Source organism: Microbacterium sp. USHLN272 (genome assembly GCF_037149655.1).
Taxonomy (GTDB): domain Bacteria; phylum Actinomycetota; class Actinomycetes; order Actinomycetales; family Microbacteriaceae; genus Microbacterium; species Microbacterium galbinum.
On the sequence record NZ_JBBCRA010000001.1, the window covers coordinates 471,041 to 487,225 of the forward strand.

A 16,185-nucleotide genomic window follows, 5' to 3' on the forward strand; every position below is an offset into this window, starting at 1 on the left:
CCGGAGAACCTTCATGCGCCTCGTCTTCGCCGGCACACCGGCCGCTGCCGTTCCCACGCTCCGCCGCCTGGCGACCGAGCACGATGTCGTCGGTGTCGTCACACGACCCGACGCGCCGCTCGGACGCAAGCGGGTGCTCACGCCGTCCCCGGTCGCCCAGGCCGCTGTCGAGCTCGGCATCCCCGTCATCGCAGCTGCCCGCCTCGACGCCGAGGCGACCGAACGCATCCTCGCCCTCGAGCCGGAGCTCGGCGTGATCGTCGCCTACGGTGGCCTCGTGCGGGAGCCGCTCCTCTCGGGGCCCCGCGAGGGCTGGATCAACCTGCATTTCTCGATCCTGCCCGCGTGGCGCGGCGCCGCACCGGTGCAGCGCGCGCTGATCGCCGGCGATCCCGTGCTCGGTGCGAGCGTGTTCCGGCTCGTCGCAGAGCTCGACGCGGGCGATGTGTTCGCGACGCGGGAGATCGCGCTTCCCGACTCGTCGACCGCGGACGTCGCCCTCGCGGCACTCGCCGACGACGGTGCGGCGCTCACCGCCGACGTGGTCGCCGCGATCGCCGACGGCAGCGCCCGCGCCGTTCCCCAGACGGGAGAGCCCTCCTTCGCCCCCAAACTCACGCTCGAGGACGGCGCCCTCGACTGGTCGGCCCCGGTCGAGGTCGTCTTCGCGCGGTTCCGCGGGGTCACCCCCGAACCCGGCGCGCATACGACCGTCGGCGGACAGCGGGTGAAGATCCTCGAAGCCGCTCCTGCTGCCGAGAGGGCTCAGCTCGCACCGGGGGAGATCAGCGCGACGAAGACGGCGGTGCTGATCGGCACCGCGTCGGCCCCGCTCGCCGTCACGCGCGTGCAGCCCGCGGGCAAGGGAGCGATGAACGCCGCCGACTGGTGGCGCGGACAGCGGGACGCCGAAGGGATGCGTGCAGGATCATGAGCGACGACAAGCGACGGCGCCAGGGCAAGCCCGGGCCCTCCCGTCCCCGGACCGATGCCACGCAGCGATCGGCACGGGGCAGCGGTCAGCGGGTGCAGGCTCGCGCCGTGCAGCCCGCGCGACGGGTGGCCTACGGAGTCCTTCGAGCCGTGTCCGCGGACGACGCCTACGCGAACCTCGCGCTGCCGCACGCGATCGGCGAGGCCGGTCTCACTCCGCAGGACGCGGCGCTGGCGACCGAGCTGACCTACGGCACGCTCCGCCGTCGCGGCACCTACGACGCGATCATCTCCGCCGCCGCCGATCGTCCGGTCGACTCGATCGATCCTGCGGTCCTCGATGCGCTGCGCCTGGCCGTGCATCAGCTGCTCGCCACGCGCGTGGCATCGCACGCCGCGGTGAACGAGTCGGTGAACATCGTCGCCACCGAGGTGAGCCGGGGAGCGTCGAGCTTCGCCAACGCCGTGCTCCGCCGAGTCTCGCGCGAGACGCCGGGCGAGTGGCAGGACAAGATCGAATCGTCCGCGCGGTCCGACGACGAGCGCCTGGCACTGCGCAGCGCGCATCCCGTCTGGGTGATCCGTGCGCTTCGCCGCGCGCTCGACGCCGAGGGCCGGGTGTCGGAGCTCGATGCGCTTCTCGAGGCCGACAACGCCTCTCCCGAGGTGACGCTGGTCGCCCTTCCCGGGCTCGCCGAGCCGGCGGAGCCCCGTCGCCCGTATGCCGCGACCGCGTTCGGATCACCCGGCGGCGATCCCCACCGCATCATCACCGATGCGCGCGGAACCGTCCGCGTGCAGGACGAGGGCTCGCAGCTCGTCGCGCTGGCTCTCGCCGCGGCGAAGCCGATCGCCCCGGGAGAGAAGTGGCTCGACCTCTGCGCGGGCCCCGGCGGCAAGACCGCCCTGCTCGGCGCGATCGCCCACGAGACCGGCGCCGTGCTCGAAGCGAACGAGGTGGTCCCGACCCGCGCGGGGCTGGTGCGCAGCGCGCTGCGCCCGGTCCCCGGAGACATCCCGGTGCACGAAGAGGATGGCCGTGTGCTCGCCGCCTCTCGCCCCGGCGAGTTCGATCGCGTGCTCGTCGACGCTCCCTGCACCGGTCTCGGTGCGCTGAGGCGACGCCCGGAGGCGCGCTGGCGCAAGTCACCCGCCGATGTCGCCGAGCTGGTTCCGCTCCAGGAGCAGTTGCTGTCGGCGGCGGTCGACGCCCTCGCGCCCGGCGGCATCGTGGCCTACGTCACCTGCTCGCCTCACCTCGCCGAGACGACCGGAGTGGTGCAGGAGGTTCTCCGCGGGAGGGAGGACCTCGTCGAGCTCGATGCCCGGGCCGTGATCTCCGAGATCTCCCGTTCGCCGATCGATCTCGCATCCGACGGCCGCGCCGAGTCCGGTTCCGTCCAGCTGTGGCCGCACCGTCACGGCACCGACGCCATGTTCCTCGCGCTCCTGCAGCGCGTACCGAAGGGAGAGTGACCGTGGAGCTTCCCCGCGCGCCGCGCATCAACCCGAGCATCCTCGCCGCCGATTTCGTCAACATGCAGAGGGACCTCGCGAAGATCGCCTCCGCCGACTTCGCGCACGTCGACGTCATGGACAACCACTTCGTGCCGAATCTCACGTTCGGACCGCAGATGGTCGAGCGCATCCAGGCGACGAGTCCGATCCCGCTCGATGTGCATCTGATGATCTCGGATCCCGACCGCTGGGCTCCCGGTTACGCCGAGCTGGGGGCCGCGAGCGTGACGTTCCATCTCGAGGCCGCCGCCGATCCGGTGGCGCTCGCCCGCCGTCTGCGCGACATCGGTGCGCGTGCCGGCGTGGCGATCAAGCCGGGGACCGCGGGGGAGAGTCTTTACGACATCCTCGACGAGTTCGATCAGATCCTCGTGATGACCGTCGAGCCCGGCTTCGGCGGCCAGGGATTCATGCCCGAGACGATGCCGAAGCTGCGCGGACTCGCCGACGAGGCGCGGCGTCGGGGATCCGATGTCTGGTTGCAGGTGGACGGGGGGATCTCCGATCGCACGATCGAGATCGCCGCAGCCGCGGGGGCCGACACCTTCGTCGCGGGATCGGCGGTGTACGGTGCCGACGACGTCGAAGCCGCCGTCACGCGGCTCAGGGGCCTCGCGGGAGCCGGTAGCCTGGAAGCGTGAAGACTTTCGACGAGCTGTTCGCCGAGCTCAGTGTCAAGGCCGAGACCCGACCCGAGGGATCGGGCACGGTCGCCGAGCTCGACGGCGGCGTGCACACCATCGGCAAGAAGATCGTCGAGGAGGCCGCCGAGGTCTGGATGGCCTCGGAGTACGAATCCGATGAGGCCGCCGCCGAGGAGATCTCCCAGCTGCTCTACCACGTTCAGGTGATGATGCTCGCGAAGGGACTCTCCCTGCAGGACGTCTATCGACATCTGTGATGCGCTCCGCCCATCCCGATTCGATCTGAAAGTCAGACATGCTGCGCATTGCCGTTCCCAATAAGGGCTCTCTCTCCGAGACCGCCGCCGAGATGCTCGCGGAGGCCGGATACGCCGGCCGGCGCGACCCCAAGACCCTGCACGTGATCGACGCCGAGAACGACGTCGAGTTCTTCTTCCTCCGCCCGCGCGACATCGCCACCTACGTGGCGTCCGGCGCGCTCGACGTGGGAATCACCGGTCGTGACCTCCTCCTCGACGTGCAGCAGCCCGCGCGCGAGATCGAGCAGCTCGGATTCGGTGGCTCGACGTTCCGCTTCGCGGGCCCTCCGGGGCGTTTCTCCTCGCTGGAGGACCTCGAGGGCGTGCGCGTCGCGTCCGCCTACCCGGGCCTCGTCGGCGCCTTCCTGCGCGAGCACGGTGTCACCGCCGAACTCGTGCAGCTCGACGGTGCCGTCGAGTCGGCCGTGCGCCTGGGAGTGGCGGATGCCGTGGCCGATGTGGTCTCGACCGGTACGACCCTCCGCCAGGCGGGTCTGGAGATCTTCGGTCCGGTGATCCTCGAGTCCGAGGCCGTGCTGATCAGCCGTGACGGCGATGCCGATGGCACCGACACGCTGCTGCGTCGCCTGCGCGGGGTGATGGTCGCCCGCCGCTACGTGCTGGTCGACTACGACCTGCCGGCCGAACTCGTCGATCAGGCCGTCGCGATCGCTCCGGGGCGCGAATCTCCGACGATCTCGCCGCTGCGCGATCCCGCCTGGGTCGCCGTCCGAGTGATGATCCCGCGCAAGCGCGTGAACCAGGTGATGGACGACCTCTACGCGCTCGGAGCGCGGGCGATCCTCGTCACCGCCATCCACGCCGCGAGGCTCTGATGGCTCTCGCGCGGCGCGTGATCCCGTGCCTCGACGTCGCCGCCGGCCGCGTCGTGAAGGGCGTGAACTTCGAGAACCTCCGCGACATGGGGGACCCTGTCGAACTCGCCCGGCACTACGCCGCTCAGGGCGCGGACGAGATCACCTTCCTCGATGTCACGGCCACGGTCGACGCCCGTGCGACGACCTACGACGTCGTGCAGCGCACGGCGGAGCAGGTCTTCGTGCCGTTGACCGTCGGCGGGGGAGTGCGCACCGTCGACGACGTGGCTCGGCTTCTGGCCGTGGGTGCGGACAAGGTCGGCGTCAACTCCGCGGCCATCGCGCGGCCCGACCTCATCGGCGAGATCGCCGACCGCTTCGGCGCGCAGGTGCTCGTGCTGTCGCTCGACGTCAAGCGCGCGGGGAACACCGCTTCCGGTTTCGTCGTCACCACGCACGGAGGCCGCACGCAGACGACGCTCGATGCCCTGGAGTGGGCGCGCGAAGCTGCCGAGCGCGGCGCCGGAGAGCTTCTCGTGAACTCGATCGACGCGGATGGCACGCGCGACGGTTTCGACCTCGAGCTGGTGAGCCTCATGCGTGAGGTCGCGACCGTCCCCGTGATCGCCTCCGGTGGTGCCGGTGCCGTGGAGCACTTCGCCCCGGCGATCCACGCGGGAGCCGATGCCGTGCTCGCCGCCAGCGTGTTCCACACGGGCGCGCTGACCATCGGCGACGTGAAGGATGCGCTGCGCGCAGAAGGAGTGCTGGTCCGATGACCGATCTCGATGCCAGGGTCGCCCAGGTGGCCTGGAACTCCGATGGACTCGCCCCGGTGATCGTGCAGCAGTACGACTCGCACGAGGTGCTCATGATGGCGTGGGTCGACGAGGAGGCCCTGCGGCGCACTCTCACGTCCGGTCGTGCGACGTACTGGTCACGTTCGCGCCAGGAGTACTGGCGCAAGGGCGACACCTCCGGCAACATCCAGGTCGTGCACGGAGCCCGACTCGACTGCGACGGTGACGCGATCCTGCTCTCGGTCGATCAGACCGGCCCCGCGTGCCACACGGGGACGCGCACGTGCTTCGACACGACCGATCTCGAAGCCGCGGTCGGGGGCGCGTCCGAATGAACGTGGCGCGACGCGGACGATCGATCACCCTCCTCGGGTTCCTTCTCGCCGGTGCGATCGGGATCATCTCGTCGACGCAGACCTGGTTGACCGTGCAGCGAGCGGATGCCGGGGCCGAGATCCTCGTCCCCGGAGCATCCGCTCTGGTGCTGCTCGCCCCGCTGAGTCTCGCCGTGCTCGCGCTCGGCGCGGCGCTGTCGATCGCCGGCCCGGTACTGCGCCTGATCTTCGCGGTGCTCGCCGCCGTGGCCGCCGTGTTCCTCGGGTGGTCGACGCTCCAGCTGCTCGTCGGGGTGCCGCTGTCGGCCGTGGCTCCGACGGTGACCGAGGCGACGGGTCTCGCCGGTGATTCCGCCGTCGAGACGGTCGTCGCGTCGATCACCCCCTCGGCCTGGCCGGTCATCGCACTGGTCGGGTGGGTGCTGCTCCTCGCCGCGGCCGTGTTCGCGCTGTGCACGTGGCGACGCTGGAAGAGCGGCGGGCGTCGGTACCGCACGGGAGACGATGTCCCCGCCCACACCGACGGCCCCGTCGATGCGATCGATTCCTGGGACGACCTGTCCCGCGGAACCGATCCGACCCGATGACCCCGATAGACTGAATCCGATCCCGCTGTCGTTCCCCGGAGGAGACCATGACCAACCCGATCGCCGACCCCGGCCACGGACACTCGCCTGCGGCTTGGACCGCTGTCGTGATCATGCTCATCGGCTTCACCGCCGCCACGGTCGCGTTCTGCTTCGAGCAGCCGACCCTCGTCTGGATCACGGCCGCGTTGATCCCGATCGGTGCGCTCGTCGGTTGGATCCTCGCCAAGGCCGGTTACGGCGTGAAGGGCCCCAAGTACTCGCCGAAGGCGCACTAGTGGTTCTCGCCGACCTGACGGCCGGCGCTGTCGCAGACGCCGAGCGTCGCGCCCTGTCGCGTCCGTTGGCACAGGTCGAGCGAGAAGCCCTCGCGCGGCCCGCCGCGAAGGATGCGCTGTCGCTCCTCGCGCCCGCGGAGCGAGTGAAGATCATCGCCGAGGTCAAGCGTGCGAGTCCGTCGCGCGGGGCACTCGCCGACATCCCCGATCCGGCACTCCAGGCATCGCTGTACGAGACCGGCGGTGCGTCGGCGATCAGTGTGCTGACCGAGGAGCGTCGCTTCGGTGGCAGCCTGGCCGACCTCGAGGCGGTCACCGCCCGCGTGTCGCTGCCGGTGCTGCGCAAGGATTTCATCGCCACCCGCTATCAGGTGCTCGAAGCGCGTGCGGCCGGGGCCGACCTGGTGCTGCTGATCGTCGCCGGACTGGAGCCCGCCGTGCTGCGGGAGCTCTTCGGGTTCATCGGCGAGCTCGGTATGACGCCGCTCGTCGAGACGCACTCCGCCGACGAGCTGGAGGCGGCGATCGATCTCGGCGCACCGCTCATCGGGGTGAACGCACGCGACCTCACGACGCTCGAGCTCGATCGCGATCTCTTCGGACGACTGTCCGACCGCATCCCGGACTCCGCGATCAAGATCGCCGAGTCCGCGGTCCTCACACCCGCCGACGTCGCCCACTACCGGGGTGCGGGCGCCGACGTCGTCCTCATCGGCGAGGCGCTCGTCACCGGCGACCCGGTCGCGACACTCACCACTTTCCTGGAGGCCGGCGAATGAGCCTGCGTGAACAGCATGGTCCGTACTTCGGAAGCTTCGGTGGCCGGTACATGCCGGAATCGCTCATCGCGGCGATCGACGAACTGACGGCGGCCTACGAGGCCGCGGTCGCCGATCCGGAGTTCCGTGCGGAACTCGCCGGGCTCCTGACCTCCTATGCCGGGCGCCCGTCGATCCTCACCGAGGTGCCGCGCTTCGCCGAGCACGCCGGGGGAGCGCGCGTCTTCCTCAAGCGCGAGGATCTCAACCACACGGGTTCCCACAAGATCAACAACGTTCTGGGGCAGGCGCTGCTGACGAAGCGCTTGGGCAAGACCCGTGTCATCGCCGAGACCGGTGCGGGGCAGCACGGTGTCGCCACCGCCACCGCCGCCGCGCTCTTCGGACTCGAATGCACCATCTACATGGGCGAGGTCGACACCGAGCGCCAGGCGCTCAACGTCGCGCGCATGCGGCTGCTCGGTGCAGAGGTCGTCGCGGTGACCTCCGGTTCGCGCACCCTCAAGGACGCGATCAACGACGCGTACCGCGACTGGGTCGCCTCGGTCGAGACCACCAACTACATCTTCGGCACCGCCGCGGGCCCGCACCCGTTCCCGGCGATGGTCCGCGACTTCCAGAAGATCATCGGCGAAGAGGCGCGCGACCAGCTCCTCTCCGAGGTCGGACGCCTTCCGGACGCCGTCGTGGCGTGCGTCGGAGGGGGCTCCAACGCGATCGGCATGTTCGACGCGTTCCTCGACGACGAAGGCGTGCGACTGTACGGCGTCGAGGCCGCGGGCGACGGCGTCGACACCCCGCGGCACGCGGCGTCGATCGAGCGCGGCCGTCCGGGTGTGCTCCACGGTTCGCGCACCTACGTTCTGCAGGACGGCGACGGCCAGACCGTCGAGTCCCACTCGATCTCGGCCGGCCTCGACTACCCGGGGGTCGGGCCGGAGCACTCGTGGCTCGCCGACATCGGGCGAGCCACATACATCCCCGCCACGGATGACGAGGCGATGCAGACGCTGCGCCTCCTCAGCCGCACCGAGGGCATCATCCCGGCCATCGAGTCGGCCCACGCTCTCGCCGGCGCGCTGCGCATCGGACGCGAACTCGGACCGGATGCCGTCATCGCGGTGTGCCTGTCGGGACGCGGGGACAAGGACATGGCGACGGCCGCGACCTACTTCGACCTCTATGACGCCTCGACGACCGATGGAGGAGATCAGTGAGTCGCATCGAGCGCGCCTTCGAGAAGGCGGAGTCCGAGGGGCGCAAGGTCTTCGTCGGCTACCTCCCGGTCGGCTACCCCGATCTCGAGACGAGCATCCAGGCGGCGATCACCCTCGCCCGCAACGGGGTCGACATCATCGAGCTCGGACCGCCCTACAGTGATCCGGTCATGGACGGTGCCGTCATCCAGGAGGCGACGACCGCCGCGCTGGCCGCCGGCTTCCGGACGGCCGATCTCTTCACCGCGCTGCGCGCCATCACCGCGGCCACCGATGTTCCGGTCCTCGTCATGACCTACTGGAACCCGGTCGTGCAGTACGGTGTCGACCGGTACGCCGACGACCTGCTCGCCGCCGGTGGGGCGGGGCTCATCACCCCCGACATCACGCCCGAGGTCGCCGACGAGTGGATCGCCGCGAGCGAGCGCACCGGCCTCGACCGGGTCTTCCTCGCCGCGCCGACCTCGTCCGATGAACGACTCGCCCTGGTCGTGCGTTCGTCCACCGGTTTCGTCTACACCGTCTCGACCATGGGAATCACGGGGGAGCGGGCCGAACTGGACCGCGCCGCCCGTACCCTCGTCGGACGCCTGCGCGCACAGGGCGCCACCCGCGCCTGCGTCGGGATCGGAATCTCCACGCCCGAGCAGATCGCCGCGGTGTCCGAGTACGCCGACGGTGCGATCGTCGGTACGGCGCTCGTCCGCGCCCTCCGCGACGGGGGCCTCGACGCTCTCGCCGAGGTCACCCGAACCCTGGCCGACGGCACGTCGTCGTCGCGCCCCGTCACCGAGAAGTAGGATCGCACTCATGTCCCTCGCGCTCCACAGCACCCTCACCGGCGTGCTCACCAGCATCCCGAGCCCGCCCGTGTCCTCCTTCACTCTCGGGCCGCTCACGATCCACTACTACGCGCTGTGCATCATCGCGGGGATCATCGTGGCCACGCTGCTGACCAACCACCGCCTCACCAAGCGCGGAGCGGAGCCGTGGGTCGTCATCGACATCTCGATCCTCGCGGTCCCACTCGCCATCATCGGTGCGCGGATCTTCCACGTCGCTACCCACCCGAACGACTACTTCGGCGAGGGCATCAACACCTGGAACCCGTTCCAGCCCGGATCCGTCTGGGCGATCTGGGAGGGTGGCATCGCCATCTTCGGCGCCCTCATCGGCGGTGCAGTCGGTGCGTACCTCGGCTGCAAGTGGACCGGCATCCGGTTCTGGACCTTCGCCGACGCTCTCGCACCGGGACTGCTCCTCGCGCAGGCGATGGGCCGCTTCGGCAACTGGTTCAACCACGAGCTCTTCGGCCTCCCGACCGATCTGCCCTGGGGACTCGAGATCGAGTCGACGAACAGCGCCTTCCCGCCCGGACTCCCGGAGGGCACGCTCTTCCACCCGACCTTCCTCTACGAGGTCATCTGGAACGGCCTGGGCGTCATCGTGCTGCTGTGGCTCGGTCGCAAGCTGTTCTTCCAGTGGGGCCGCCTCTTCGCGATCTACCTCATCTGGTACAGCGCAGGACGCGTCGTCTGGGAGTCGATCCGCATCGACCCGAGCGAGATCATCCTCGGCCTGCGAAGCAACGTCGCAGCCGCAATTCTCGGCATCATCGTGGGTCTCGTGATCCTCGTCGTGCAGACGCGTCGCCACCCCGGACTCGAGCCGTCGCCGTACGTGCCCGGCCGGTCGCGGAAGGACCAGGACGACGCTGATGTACAATCGCAGGACAATCCCTCTGACTTCGTCGACGTGAGCGAGCCTCCGGCAGACGACGTCACCGCAGGAGCTACCGCCACAAGCACCGCTCCCACGAGCGAGAACGGCTCCCGATAGCCGCCACCTCGTGGCGCGAGAGAACCATTGCACTGAACGAGCGGGCCAACGTCGTCCCCGGTGTCACTTGAATATCTGAGGACGGTAACTGGTGTACTTCCAGCCCCCTTACGGCGCCTCCGGCGCTTATCCCCCGAAGCAGGGCATGTACAACCCGGCGTTCGAGAAGGATGCCTGCGGCCTGGCCATGGTCGCGACGCTGCGCGGCTACGCCGGGCACGACATCATCGCGCTCGCGCTCGAGGCGCTGCGCAACCTCGAGCACCGCGGTGCGATCGGCTCGGATGCCGGCACCGGTGACGGAGCGGGCATCCTGACCCAGATGCCGGATGCGTTCCTCCGCGCGGTCACCGACTTCGACCTGCCGCCGGTGGGGGAGTACGCCGCGGGGCTCGCGTTCCTGCCCCGCGATTCCAGCGATCGCCGCCAGCAGAAGGCCGGCATCGAGAAGATCGCCCGCGCCGAGGGACTGCGCGTCCTCGGCTGGCGCGAGGTCCCCACGGTCAACGAGCACCTCGGCAAGCTGGCCGACGAGGCCCGTCCCGCCTTCGAGCAGCTCTTCGTGAGCGCCGGGGGAACGACCCACGCGCATGCGCCCCTCACGGACATCGCGCTCGACCGAGTCGCCTATCGTCTCCGCAAGCGCGCAGGCCATGAGCTCGGCGCCTACTTCGTGTCGCTGTCGAGCCGCACGCTCGGCTACAAGGGCATGGTCACGACACTCCAGCTCGAGCCGTTCTATCCGGATCTCCAGGACGAGCGCTTCGCCTCCGAGCTCGCGGTCGTGCACTCCCGCTACTCGACAAACACCTTCCCGTCGTGGCCGCTCGCGCAGCCGCTGCGCATGCTCGCCCACAACGGCGAGATCAACACCGTCGGCGGCAACCGCAACTGGATGCGCGCCCGTCAGTCGCAGCTCGAGTCCGAACTGCTCGGCGACGTGCGCCCCCTGCTGCCGATCTGCACCGACGGCGCCAGCGACTCCGCCTCCTTCGACGAGGTGCTGGAACTGCTCACGCTGACCGGCCGCAGCCTGCCGCACGCCATCATGATGATGGTTCCCGAAGCGTACGAGAAGCAGACCGACATCACGCCGGAGCTGCGCGCCTTCTACGAGTACCACTCGAACCAGATGGAGCCGTGGGACGGCCCGGCCGCACTCATCTTCACGGACGGCACGCTCGTCGGCGCGACGCTCGACCGCAACGGTCTGCGTCCGGGGCGCTGGACGGAGACCACGGACGGTCTCATCGTCATCGGCTCCGAGACCGGCGTCCTCACCTTCGAGCCGGAGCGCATCAAGCGCCGCGGTCGCCTGCGCCCGGGGAAGATGTTCCTCGTCGACACCGCGCAGCGCCGGATCGTCGAGGACGAGGAGATCAAGCGCGAGCTCTCCACTCAGCAGCCGTGGCAGGAGTGGCTCGACGCGGGTTCCGTGCGTCTGGCCGAACTGCCCGAGCGCGAGCACATCGTGCACCCGCCGGCATCCATCACGCGCCGCCAGCGCACGTTCGGCTACACCGAGGAGGAGGTCCGCATCCTCCTGACCCCGATGGGCCAGAACGGGGCGGAGCCGCTCGGTGCCATGGGCTCCGACACGCCCATCGCCGTGCTCAGCAAGCGTCCTCGTCTGCTGTTCGACTACTTCACGCAGCAGTTCGCCCAGGTGACGAACCCGCCGCTGGACTCGATCCGTGAAGAGGTCGTCACGAGCCTCAAGCTCGGACTTGGCCCCGAGAGCAACCTGCTGTCGTGGGGCCCCGAGCACACCCGCACCGTGTCGCTCGATTTCCCGGTCATCGACAACGACGAGCTCGCCAAGATCCGTCACATCGACAAGGCGCTGCCCGACCGTTCGAGCGTCACCATCCGCGGTCTCTACCACTTCGACGCCGGACCCCAGACGCTCACCGATCGTCTCGATGAGATGTGCGCAGAGGTCGATGCGGCGATCGAGGCGGGCGCGGAGTTCATCATCCTGTCGGATCGCGACTCGAACAAGGATCTCGTGCCGATCCCGTCGCTGCTGATGGTCGCGGCGGTGCATCACCACCTCATCCGTCGCGAGAACCGCATGAAGGTCGGCCTGATCGTCGAGGCCGGAGATGTGCGCGAGGTCCATCACGTGGCCACGCTCATCGGGTACGGCGCGTCCGCCGTGAACCCCTACCTGGCGATGGAGACGGTCGAGCACCTCGTGCGCACCGGTTACATCACCGGCATCTCGCCGGAGAAGGCCGTCCGCAACCTGATCTACGCGCTCGGCAAGGGCGTGCTCAAGATCATGTCGAAGATGGGCATCTCCACGGTGTCGTCGTATGCCGGCGCGCAGGTGTTCGAGGCCGTCGGCCTCAGCCAGGAGTTCATCGACGCCTACTTCACCCGCACCGAGTCGAAGCTCGGCGGGATCGGCATCGACGAGGTCTTCGCCGAGAACCAGGCCCGTCACGACTACGCCTATCCGGAGGATGCCGCGGCCCGTGCGCACGAGCGCCTGTGGACCGGCGGCGAGTACCAGTGGCGCCGCGACGGCTCGCCCCACCTCTTCAGCCCGGAGACGGTGTTCAAGCTGCAGCACTCCACGCGCACCCGCCGCTACGACATCTTCCGCGAGTACACCAAGCTCGTCGACGACCAGGCGGCGGAGCTCAAGACCCTGCGCGGTCTGTTCACGTTGCGCACCGGAACCCGCAAGCCGGTTCCGATCGACGAGGTGGAACCCGTCTCCGCCATCGTCAAGCGCTTCTCGACCGGAGCGATGAGCTACGGCTCCATCTCCCAGGAGGCGCACGAGACGCTGGCGATCGCGATGAACCGCATCGGCGGCAAGTCGAACACCGGTGAGGGCGGTGAGGACTCCGAGCGTCTGCTCGACCCGGAGCGCCGCAGCGCGATCAAGCAGGTGGCCTCGGGTCGCTTCGGCGTGACGAGCCAGTACCTCACCGAGTCCGACGACATCCAGATCAAGCTCGCGCAGGGCGCCAAGCCCGGCGAGGGCGGTCAGCTGCCGCCGCAGAAGGTGTACCCCTGGGTGGCGCGCACACGCGGCGGCACCCCGGGCGTCGGCCTGATCTCGCCGCCACCGCACCACGACATCTACTCGATCGAGGACCTCAAGCAGCTCATCTTCGATCTGAAGAGGGCCAACCCCGAGGCGCGCATCCACACGAAGCTGGTCAGCCAGTCCGGCATCGGCGCGGTCTCGGCCGGCGTCGCGAAGGCGCTCAGCGACGTCATCCTCGTCTCCGGCCACGACGGGGGAACGGGTGCCAGCCCGCTGAACTCCCTCAAGCACGCCGGAACGCCGTGGGAGCTCGGTCTCGCCGAGACCCAGCAGACCCTCATGCTCAACGGCATGCGCGACCGCGTGGTCGTGCAGGTCGACGGGCAGCTGAAGACCGGTCGTGACGTCATCATCGGCGCGCTGCTCGGCGCCGAGGAGTTCGGTTTCGCGACCGCGCCCCTCGTCGTCAGCGGCTGCATCATGATGCGCGTCTGCCACCTCGACACCTGCCCCGTCGGCGTCGCAACGCAGAACCCGGCGCTGCGCGAGCGGTTCACCGGAAAGCCCGAGTTCGTCGTGAACTTCATGGAGTTCATCGCCGAAGAGGTGCGTGAACTGCTCGCAGAGCTCGGATTCCGCTCGATCGACGAGATCGTGGGACGCGCCGAGCTGCTCGAGACGAACGCGGCCATCGAGCACTGGAAGACCGACGGCCTCGATCTGACCCCTGTGCTCGAAGGACCGGTCTTCCCGGCCGGAGAGCCGCGTCGCAGCGGACGGACGCAGGACCACGAGCTGGAGAAGCACTTCGACGTGCAGCTCATCGACATCGCGAAGAACGCCCTCCTCAACGGAGAGCCCGTCGTCGTGGAGCTGCCCATCGCCAACACCGAGCGTGCGGTCGGCACGATGCTGGGCCACCAGGTCACGGCGCGTCACGGCGCGGCCGGGCTGCCCCGCGGCACGATCGACGTGACTCTGCACGGCACCGCCGGGCAGTCGCTCGGCGCCTTCATGCCGCAGGGCATCGTGCTGCGGCTCGAGGGCGACGCGAACGACTACGTCGGCAAGGGCCTCTCCGGTGGCGACATCACGATCCGGCCGCCACGCGGCTCGCAGATCGCGCCGCAGGAGAACGTGATCGCCGGCAACGTCATCGGCTACGGAGCGACCGCGGGCACGATGTTCATCTCGGGCGTCGTGGGCGAGCGCTTCCTCGTCCGGAACTCCGGTGCCACCGCCGTCGTCGAGGGCGTGGGCGACCACGCGCTCGAGTACATGACCGGTGGTCTGGCCGTCATCCTGGGCTCGACGGGCCGCAACTTCGGCGCCGGTATGTCCGGGGGAGTGGCGTACGTGCACGCGCTCGACACCGCCAAGATCAACGCGCAGTCCCTCGGCAGCGGCGAGCTGCTCCTCGAGCCGCTCGATCGCGCTGATCTCGAGGTGCTGCGCAGTCTCCTCGTCGAGCACGTCGAACGCACCGCGTCGCCGCTCGGCACCGAACTCCTCGACCGCTTCGCCGAGGTCTCGGCGGAGTTCGTCAAGGTCCTCCCGCGTGATTTCGCCGCCGTGCGCAGCATGCGCGAGGAGGCAGTGGCCGAGGGGATCGACCCCGACGGCGACATCGTCTGGAACCGCATCCTGGAGGTGACCGGTGGCTGATCCCAAAGGCTTTCTGAAGGTAACCGAGCGCGAGCTCCCCGCTCGCCGTCCGGTTCCCGTCCGCATCATGGACTGGAAAGAGGTCTACGAGCCGGGCGACAAGGCGGTGCTCCGGCGCCAGGCGGGCCGATGCATGGACTGCGGCGTGCCGTTCTGCCATTCGGGTTGCCCGCTGGGCAACCTGATCCCGGAGTGGAACGACCTGACGTGGCGCGGCGAAGGCCGCGCGGCGATCGACCGCCTGCACGCGACGAACAACTTCCCGGAGTTCACGGGCCGTCTGTGCCCGGCGCCCTGCGAGAGCTCCTGCGTGCTGGGCATCAACCAGCCCGCCGTGACGATCAAGCAGATCGAGGTCTCGATCATCGACGAGGCCTTCTCCAAGGGCTGGGTCGAGGCGCAGCCTCCGGAGCGCCTGACCGGCAAGACCGTCGCGGTCGTCGGTTCCGGCCCGGCCGGACTCGCCGCCGCGCAGCAGCTCACGCGCGCCGGGCACACCGTCGCCGTCTTCGAGCGCGACGACCGAATCGGCGGCCTGCTCCGCTACGGCATCCCGGACTTCAAGATGGAGAAGGGGCAGCTCGAGTCGCGCCTGCGCCAGATGCAGGAGGAGGGCACCCGCTTCCGTGCGGGCGTCGAGATCGGCAAGGACATCTCGTGGGCCGACCTGCGCGCCCGGTACGACGCGGTCGTCATCGCCACCGGTTCGACGGTTCCCCGCGACCTGTCGATCCCGGGCCGCGACCTCGACGGCGTGCACTTCGCGATGGAGTACCTCGTCGAGTCGAACCATGCCGTCGCCGGAGACACGGTCACCGACCAGATCTCGGCCGAGGGCAAGCACGTCATCGTCATCGGGGGTGGAGACACCGGAGCCGACTGCATCGGCACCGCGCACCGCCAGGGTGCGCTGAGCGTGACCAACCTCGCGATCGGCAAGCAGCCGGGCGACACGCGCCCCGACCACCAGCCGTGGCCGATGATGCCGACCGTGTTCGAGGTCTCCTCCGCCCACGAGGAGGGCGGGGAGCGCGTGTTCCTCGCGTCGACCGTGGAGTTCCTCTCGAACGAGGTCGGAGAGGTGCGCGCACTGCGCGTCGCCGAGACCGAGTACATCGACGGACGCCGCGTGCCCAAGAGCGGCACGGAGCGCGAGATCCCCGCGGACCTCGTGCTGATCGCCATGGGCTTCATCGGTCCCGAGACCGACGGCTTCACCGAGGACACCCGTCCGCAGCTCACCGATCGCGGTGCCTTCCGGCGCGACGCGACCTACGAGTCGACCATCCCGGGCGTGTTCGTCGCGGGTGATGCCGGACGCGGACAGTCGCTCATCGTGTGGGCCATCGCCGAGGGCCGCGCCGCGGCCGCGAGCGTCGACCTGTACCTGATGGGCAGCACCGTTCTGCCGTCTCCCGTTCAGCCGCACGATGTCGCTATCGGCCTTCAGCCCGCGTAGGCTGAGGCCG

General features: G+C 69.5%; 15 protein-coding genes. All 15 read left to right on the forward strand.

Annotated elements, in window-relative coordinates:
• Positions 1-13: 13 nt before the first annotated feature.
• A complete protein-coding gene (gene fmt, locus WFJ97_RS02370) occupies positions 14-934 on the forward strand; it encodes a methionyl-tRNA formyltransferase (RefSeq protein WP_336640352.1) in 921 nt (306 codons plus the stop codon).
• The gene (locus WFJ97_RS02375; RefSeq protein ID WP_336640353.1) at positions 931-2,409 is read left to right on the forward strand and encodes an RsmB/NOP family class I SAM-dependent RNA methyltransferase; all 1,479 of its coding nucleotides are present in this window, start codon (positions 931-933) and stop codon (positions 2,407-2,409) included. The genes fmt and WFJ97_RS02375 overlap by 4 nt, the downstream gene beginning before the upstream one ends.
• Before the next feature lie 2 nt (positions 2,410-2,411).
• Positions 2,412-3,092, forward strand: a complete 681-nt coding sequence (gene rpe / locus WFJ97_RS02380) for a ribulose-phosphate 3-epimerase (RefSeq protein ID WP_282185352.1) — start codon at positions 2,412-2,414, stop codon at positions 3,090-3,092.
• On the forward strand, positions 3,089-3,352 hold the full coding sequence (locus tag WFJ97_RS02385) for a phosphoribosyl-ATP diphosphatase (RefSeq protein ID WP_017202142.1): 264 nt from the start codon (positions 3,089-3,091) through the stop codon (positions 3,350-3,352). Before rpe ends, WFJ97_RS02385 begins: the two co-directional genes overlap by 4 nt.
• A 38-nt stretch (positions 3,353-3,390) precedes the next feature.
• Positions 3,391-4,230, forward strand: a complete 840-nt coding sequence (hisG, locus tag WFJ97_RS02390; RefSeq protein WP_247632201.1) for an ATP phosphoribosyltransferase — start codon at positions 3,391-3,393, stop codon at positions 4,228-4,230.
• Entirely contained in the window at positions 4,230-4,991 is a 762-nt protein-coding gene (gene hisF, locus WFJ97_RS02395) for an imidazole glycerol phosphate synthase subunit HisF (RefSeq protein ID WP_336640354.1), read from the forward strand. Before hisG ends, hisF begins: the two co-directional genes overlap by 1 nt.
• On the forward strand, positions 4,988-5,347 hold the full coding sequence (hisI, locus tag WFJ97_RS02400) for a phosphoribosyl-AMP cyclohydrolase (RefSeq protein ID WP_247632203.1): 360 nt from the start codon (positions 4,988-4,990) through the stop codon (positions 5,345-5,347). Before hisF ends, hisI begins: the two co-directional genes overlap by 4 nt.
• The gene (locus WFJ97_RS02405; protein WP_247622463.1) at positions 5,344-5,934 is read left to right on the forward strand and encodes a Trp biosynthesis-associated membrane protein; all 591 of its coding nucleotides are present in this window, start codon (positions 5,344-5,346) and stop codon (positions 5,932-5,934) included. The genes hisI and WFJ97_RS02405 overlap by 4 nt, the downstream gene beginning before the upstream one ends.
• Positions 5,935-5,981: 47 nt before the next feature.
• A complete protein-coding gene (locus WFJ97_RS02410) occupies positions 5,982-6,212 on the forward strand; it encodes an HGxxPAAW family protein (protein ID WP_247622464.1) in 231 nt (76 codons plus the stop codon).
• Entirely contained in the window at positions 6,212-6,991 is a 780-nt protein-coding gene (trpC, locus tag WFJ97_RS02415) for an indole-3-glycerol phosphate synthase TrpC (RefSeq protein WP_336640355.1), read from the forward strand. Before WFJ97_RS02410 ends, trpC begins: the two co-directional genes overlap by 1 nt.
• The gene (gene trpB / locus WFJ97_RS02420; protein ID WP_336640356.1) at positions 6,988-8,208 is read left to right on the forward strand and encodes a tryptophan synthase subunit beta; all 1,221 of its coding nucleotides are present in this window, start codon (positions 6,988-6,990) and stop codon (positions 8,206-8,208) included. Before trpC ends, trpB begins: the two co-directional genes overlap by 4 nt.
• Positions 8,205-9,008 (forward strand): tryptophan synthase subunit alpha, encoded by an 804-nt coding sequence (trpA, locus tag WFJ97_RS02425; RefSeq protein ID WP_247622467.1) that lies wholly within the window; start codon positions 8,205-8,207, stop codon positions 9,006-9,008. The genes trpB and trpA overlap by 4 nt, the downstream gene beginning before the upstream one ends.
• 10 nt (positions 9,009-9,018) lie before the next feature.
• Complete coding sequence (gene lgt, locus WFJ97_RS02430; protein ID WP_247956167.1) at positions 9,019-10,047, forward strand: prolipoprotein diacylglyceryl transferase; 1,029 nt, start codon at positions 9,019-9,021, stop codon at positions 10,045-10,047.
• A gap of 145 nt (positions 10,048-10,192) precedes the next feature.
• On the forward strand, positions 10,193-14,716 hold the full coding sequence (gene gltB, locus WFJ97_RS02435) for a glutamate synthase large subunit (protein ID WP_247957605.1): 4,524 nt from the start codon (positions 10,193-10,195) through the stop codon (positions 14,714-14,716).
• Positions 14,709-16,175: a glutamate synthase subunit beta gene (locus WFJ97_RS02440; RefSeq protein WP_336640357.1), complete on the forward strand. Its 1,467-nt coding sequence runs from the start codon at positions 14,709-14,711 to the stop codon at positions 16,173-16,175. The genes gltB and WFJ97_RS02440 overlap by 8 nt, the downstream gene beginning before the upstream one ends.
• Positions 16,176-16,185: the final 10 nt, after the last annotated feature.

What these genes read in the sequence shown, in the direction of transcription:
- lgt (WP_247956167.1), top strand. Translation starts at nt 9,019, where the DNA reads ATGTCCCTCGCGCTCCACAGCACCCTCACCGGCGTGCTCACCAGCATC.
- gltB (WP_247957605.1), top strand. Translation starts at nt 10,193, where the DNA reads ATGTACAACCCGGCGTTCGAGAAGGATGCCTGCGGCCTGGCCATGGTC.
- hisF (WP_336640354.1), top strand. Translation starts at nt 4,230, where the DNA reads ATGGCTCTCGCGCGGCGCGTGATCCCGTGCCTCGACGTCGCCGCCGGC.
- WFJ97_RS02405 (WP_247622463.1), top strand. Translation starts at nt 5,344, where the DNA reads ATGAACGTGGCGCGACGCGGACGATCGATCACCCTCCTCGGGTTCCTT.
- fmt (WP_336640352.1), top strand. Translation starts at nt 14, where the DNA reads ATGCGCCTCGTCTTCGCCGGCACACCGGCCGCTGCCGTTCCCACGCTC.
- trpB (WP_336640356.1), top strand. Translation starts at nt 6,988, where the DNA reads ATGAGCCTGCGTGAACAGCATGGTCCGTACTTCGGAAGCTTCGGTGGC.
- WFJ97_RS02410 (WP_247622464.1), top strand. Translation starts at nt 5,982, where the DNA reads ATGACCAACCCGATCGCCGACCCCGGCCACGGACACTCGCCTGCGGCT.
- hisG (WP_247632201.1), top strand. Translation starts at nt 3,391, where the DNA reads ATGCTGCGCATTGCCGTTCCCAATAAGGGCTCTCTCTCCGAGACCGCC.
- hisI (WP_247632203.1), top strand. Translation starts at nt 4,988, where the DNA reads ATGACCGATCTCGATGCCAGGGTCGCCCAGGTGGCCTGGAACTCCGAT.
- WFJ97_RS02375 (WP_336640353.1), top strand. Translation starts at nt 931, where the DNA reads ATGAGCGACGACAAGCGACGGCGCCAGGGCAAGCCCGGGCCCTCCCGT.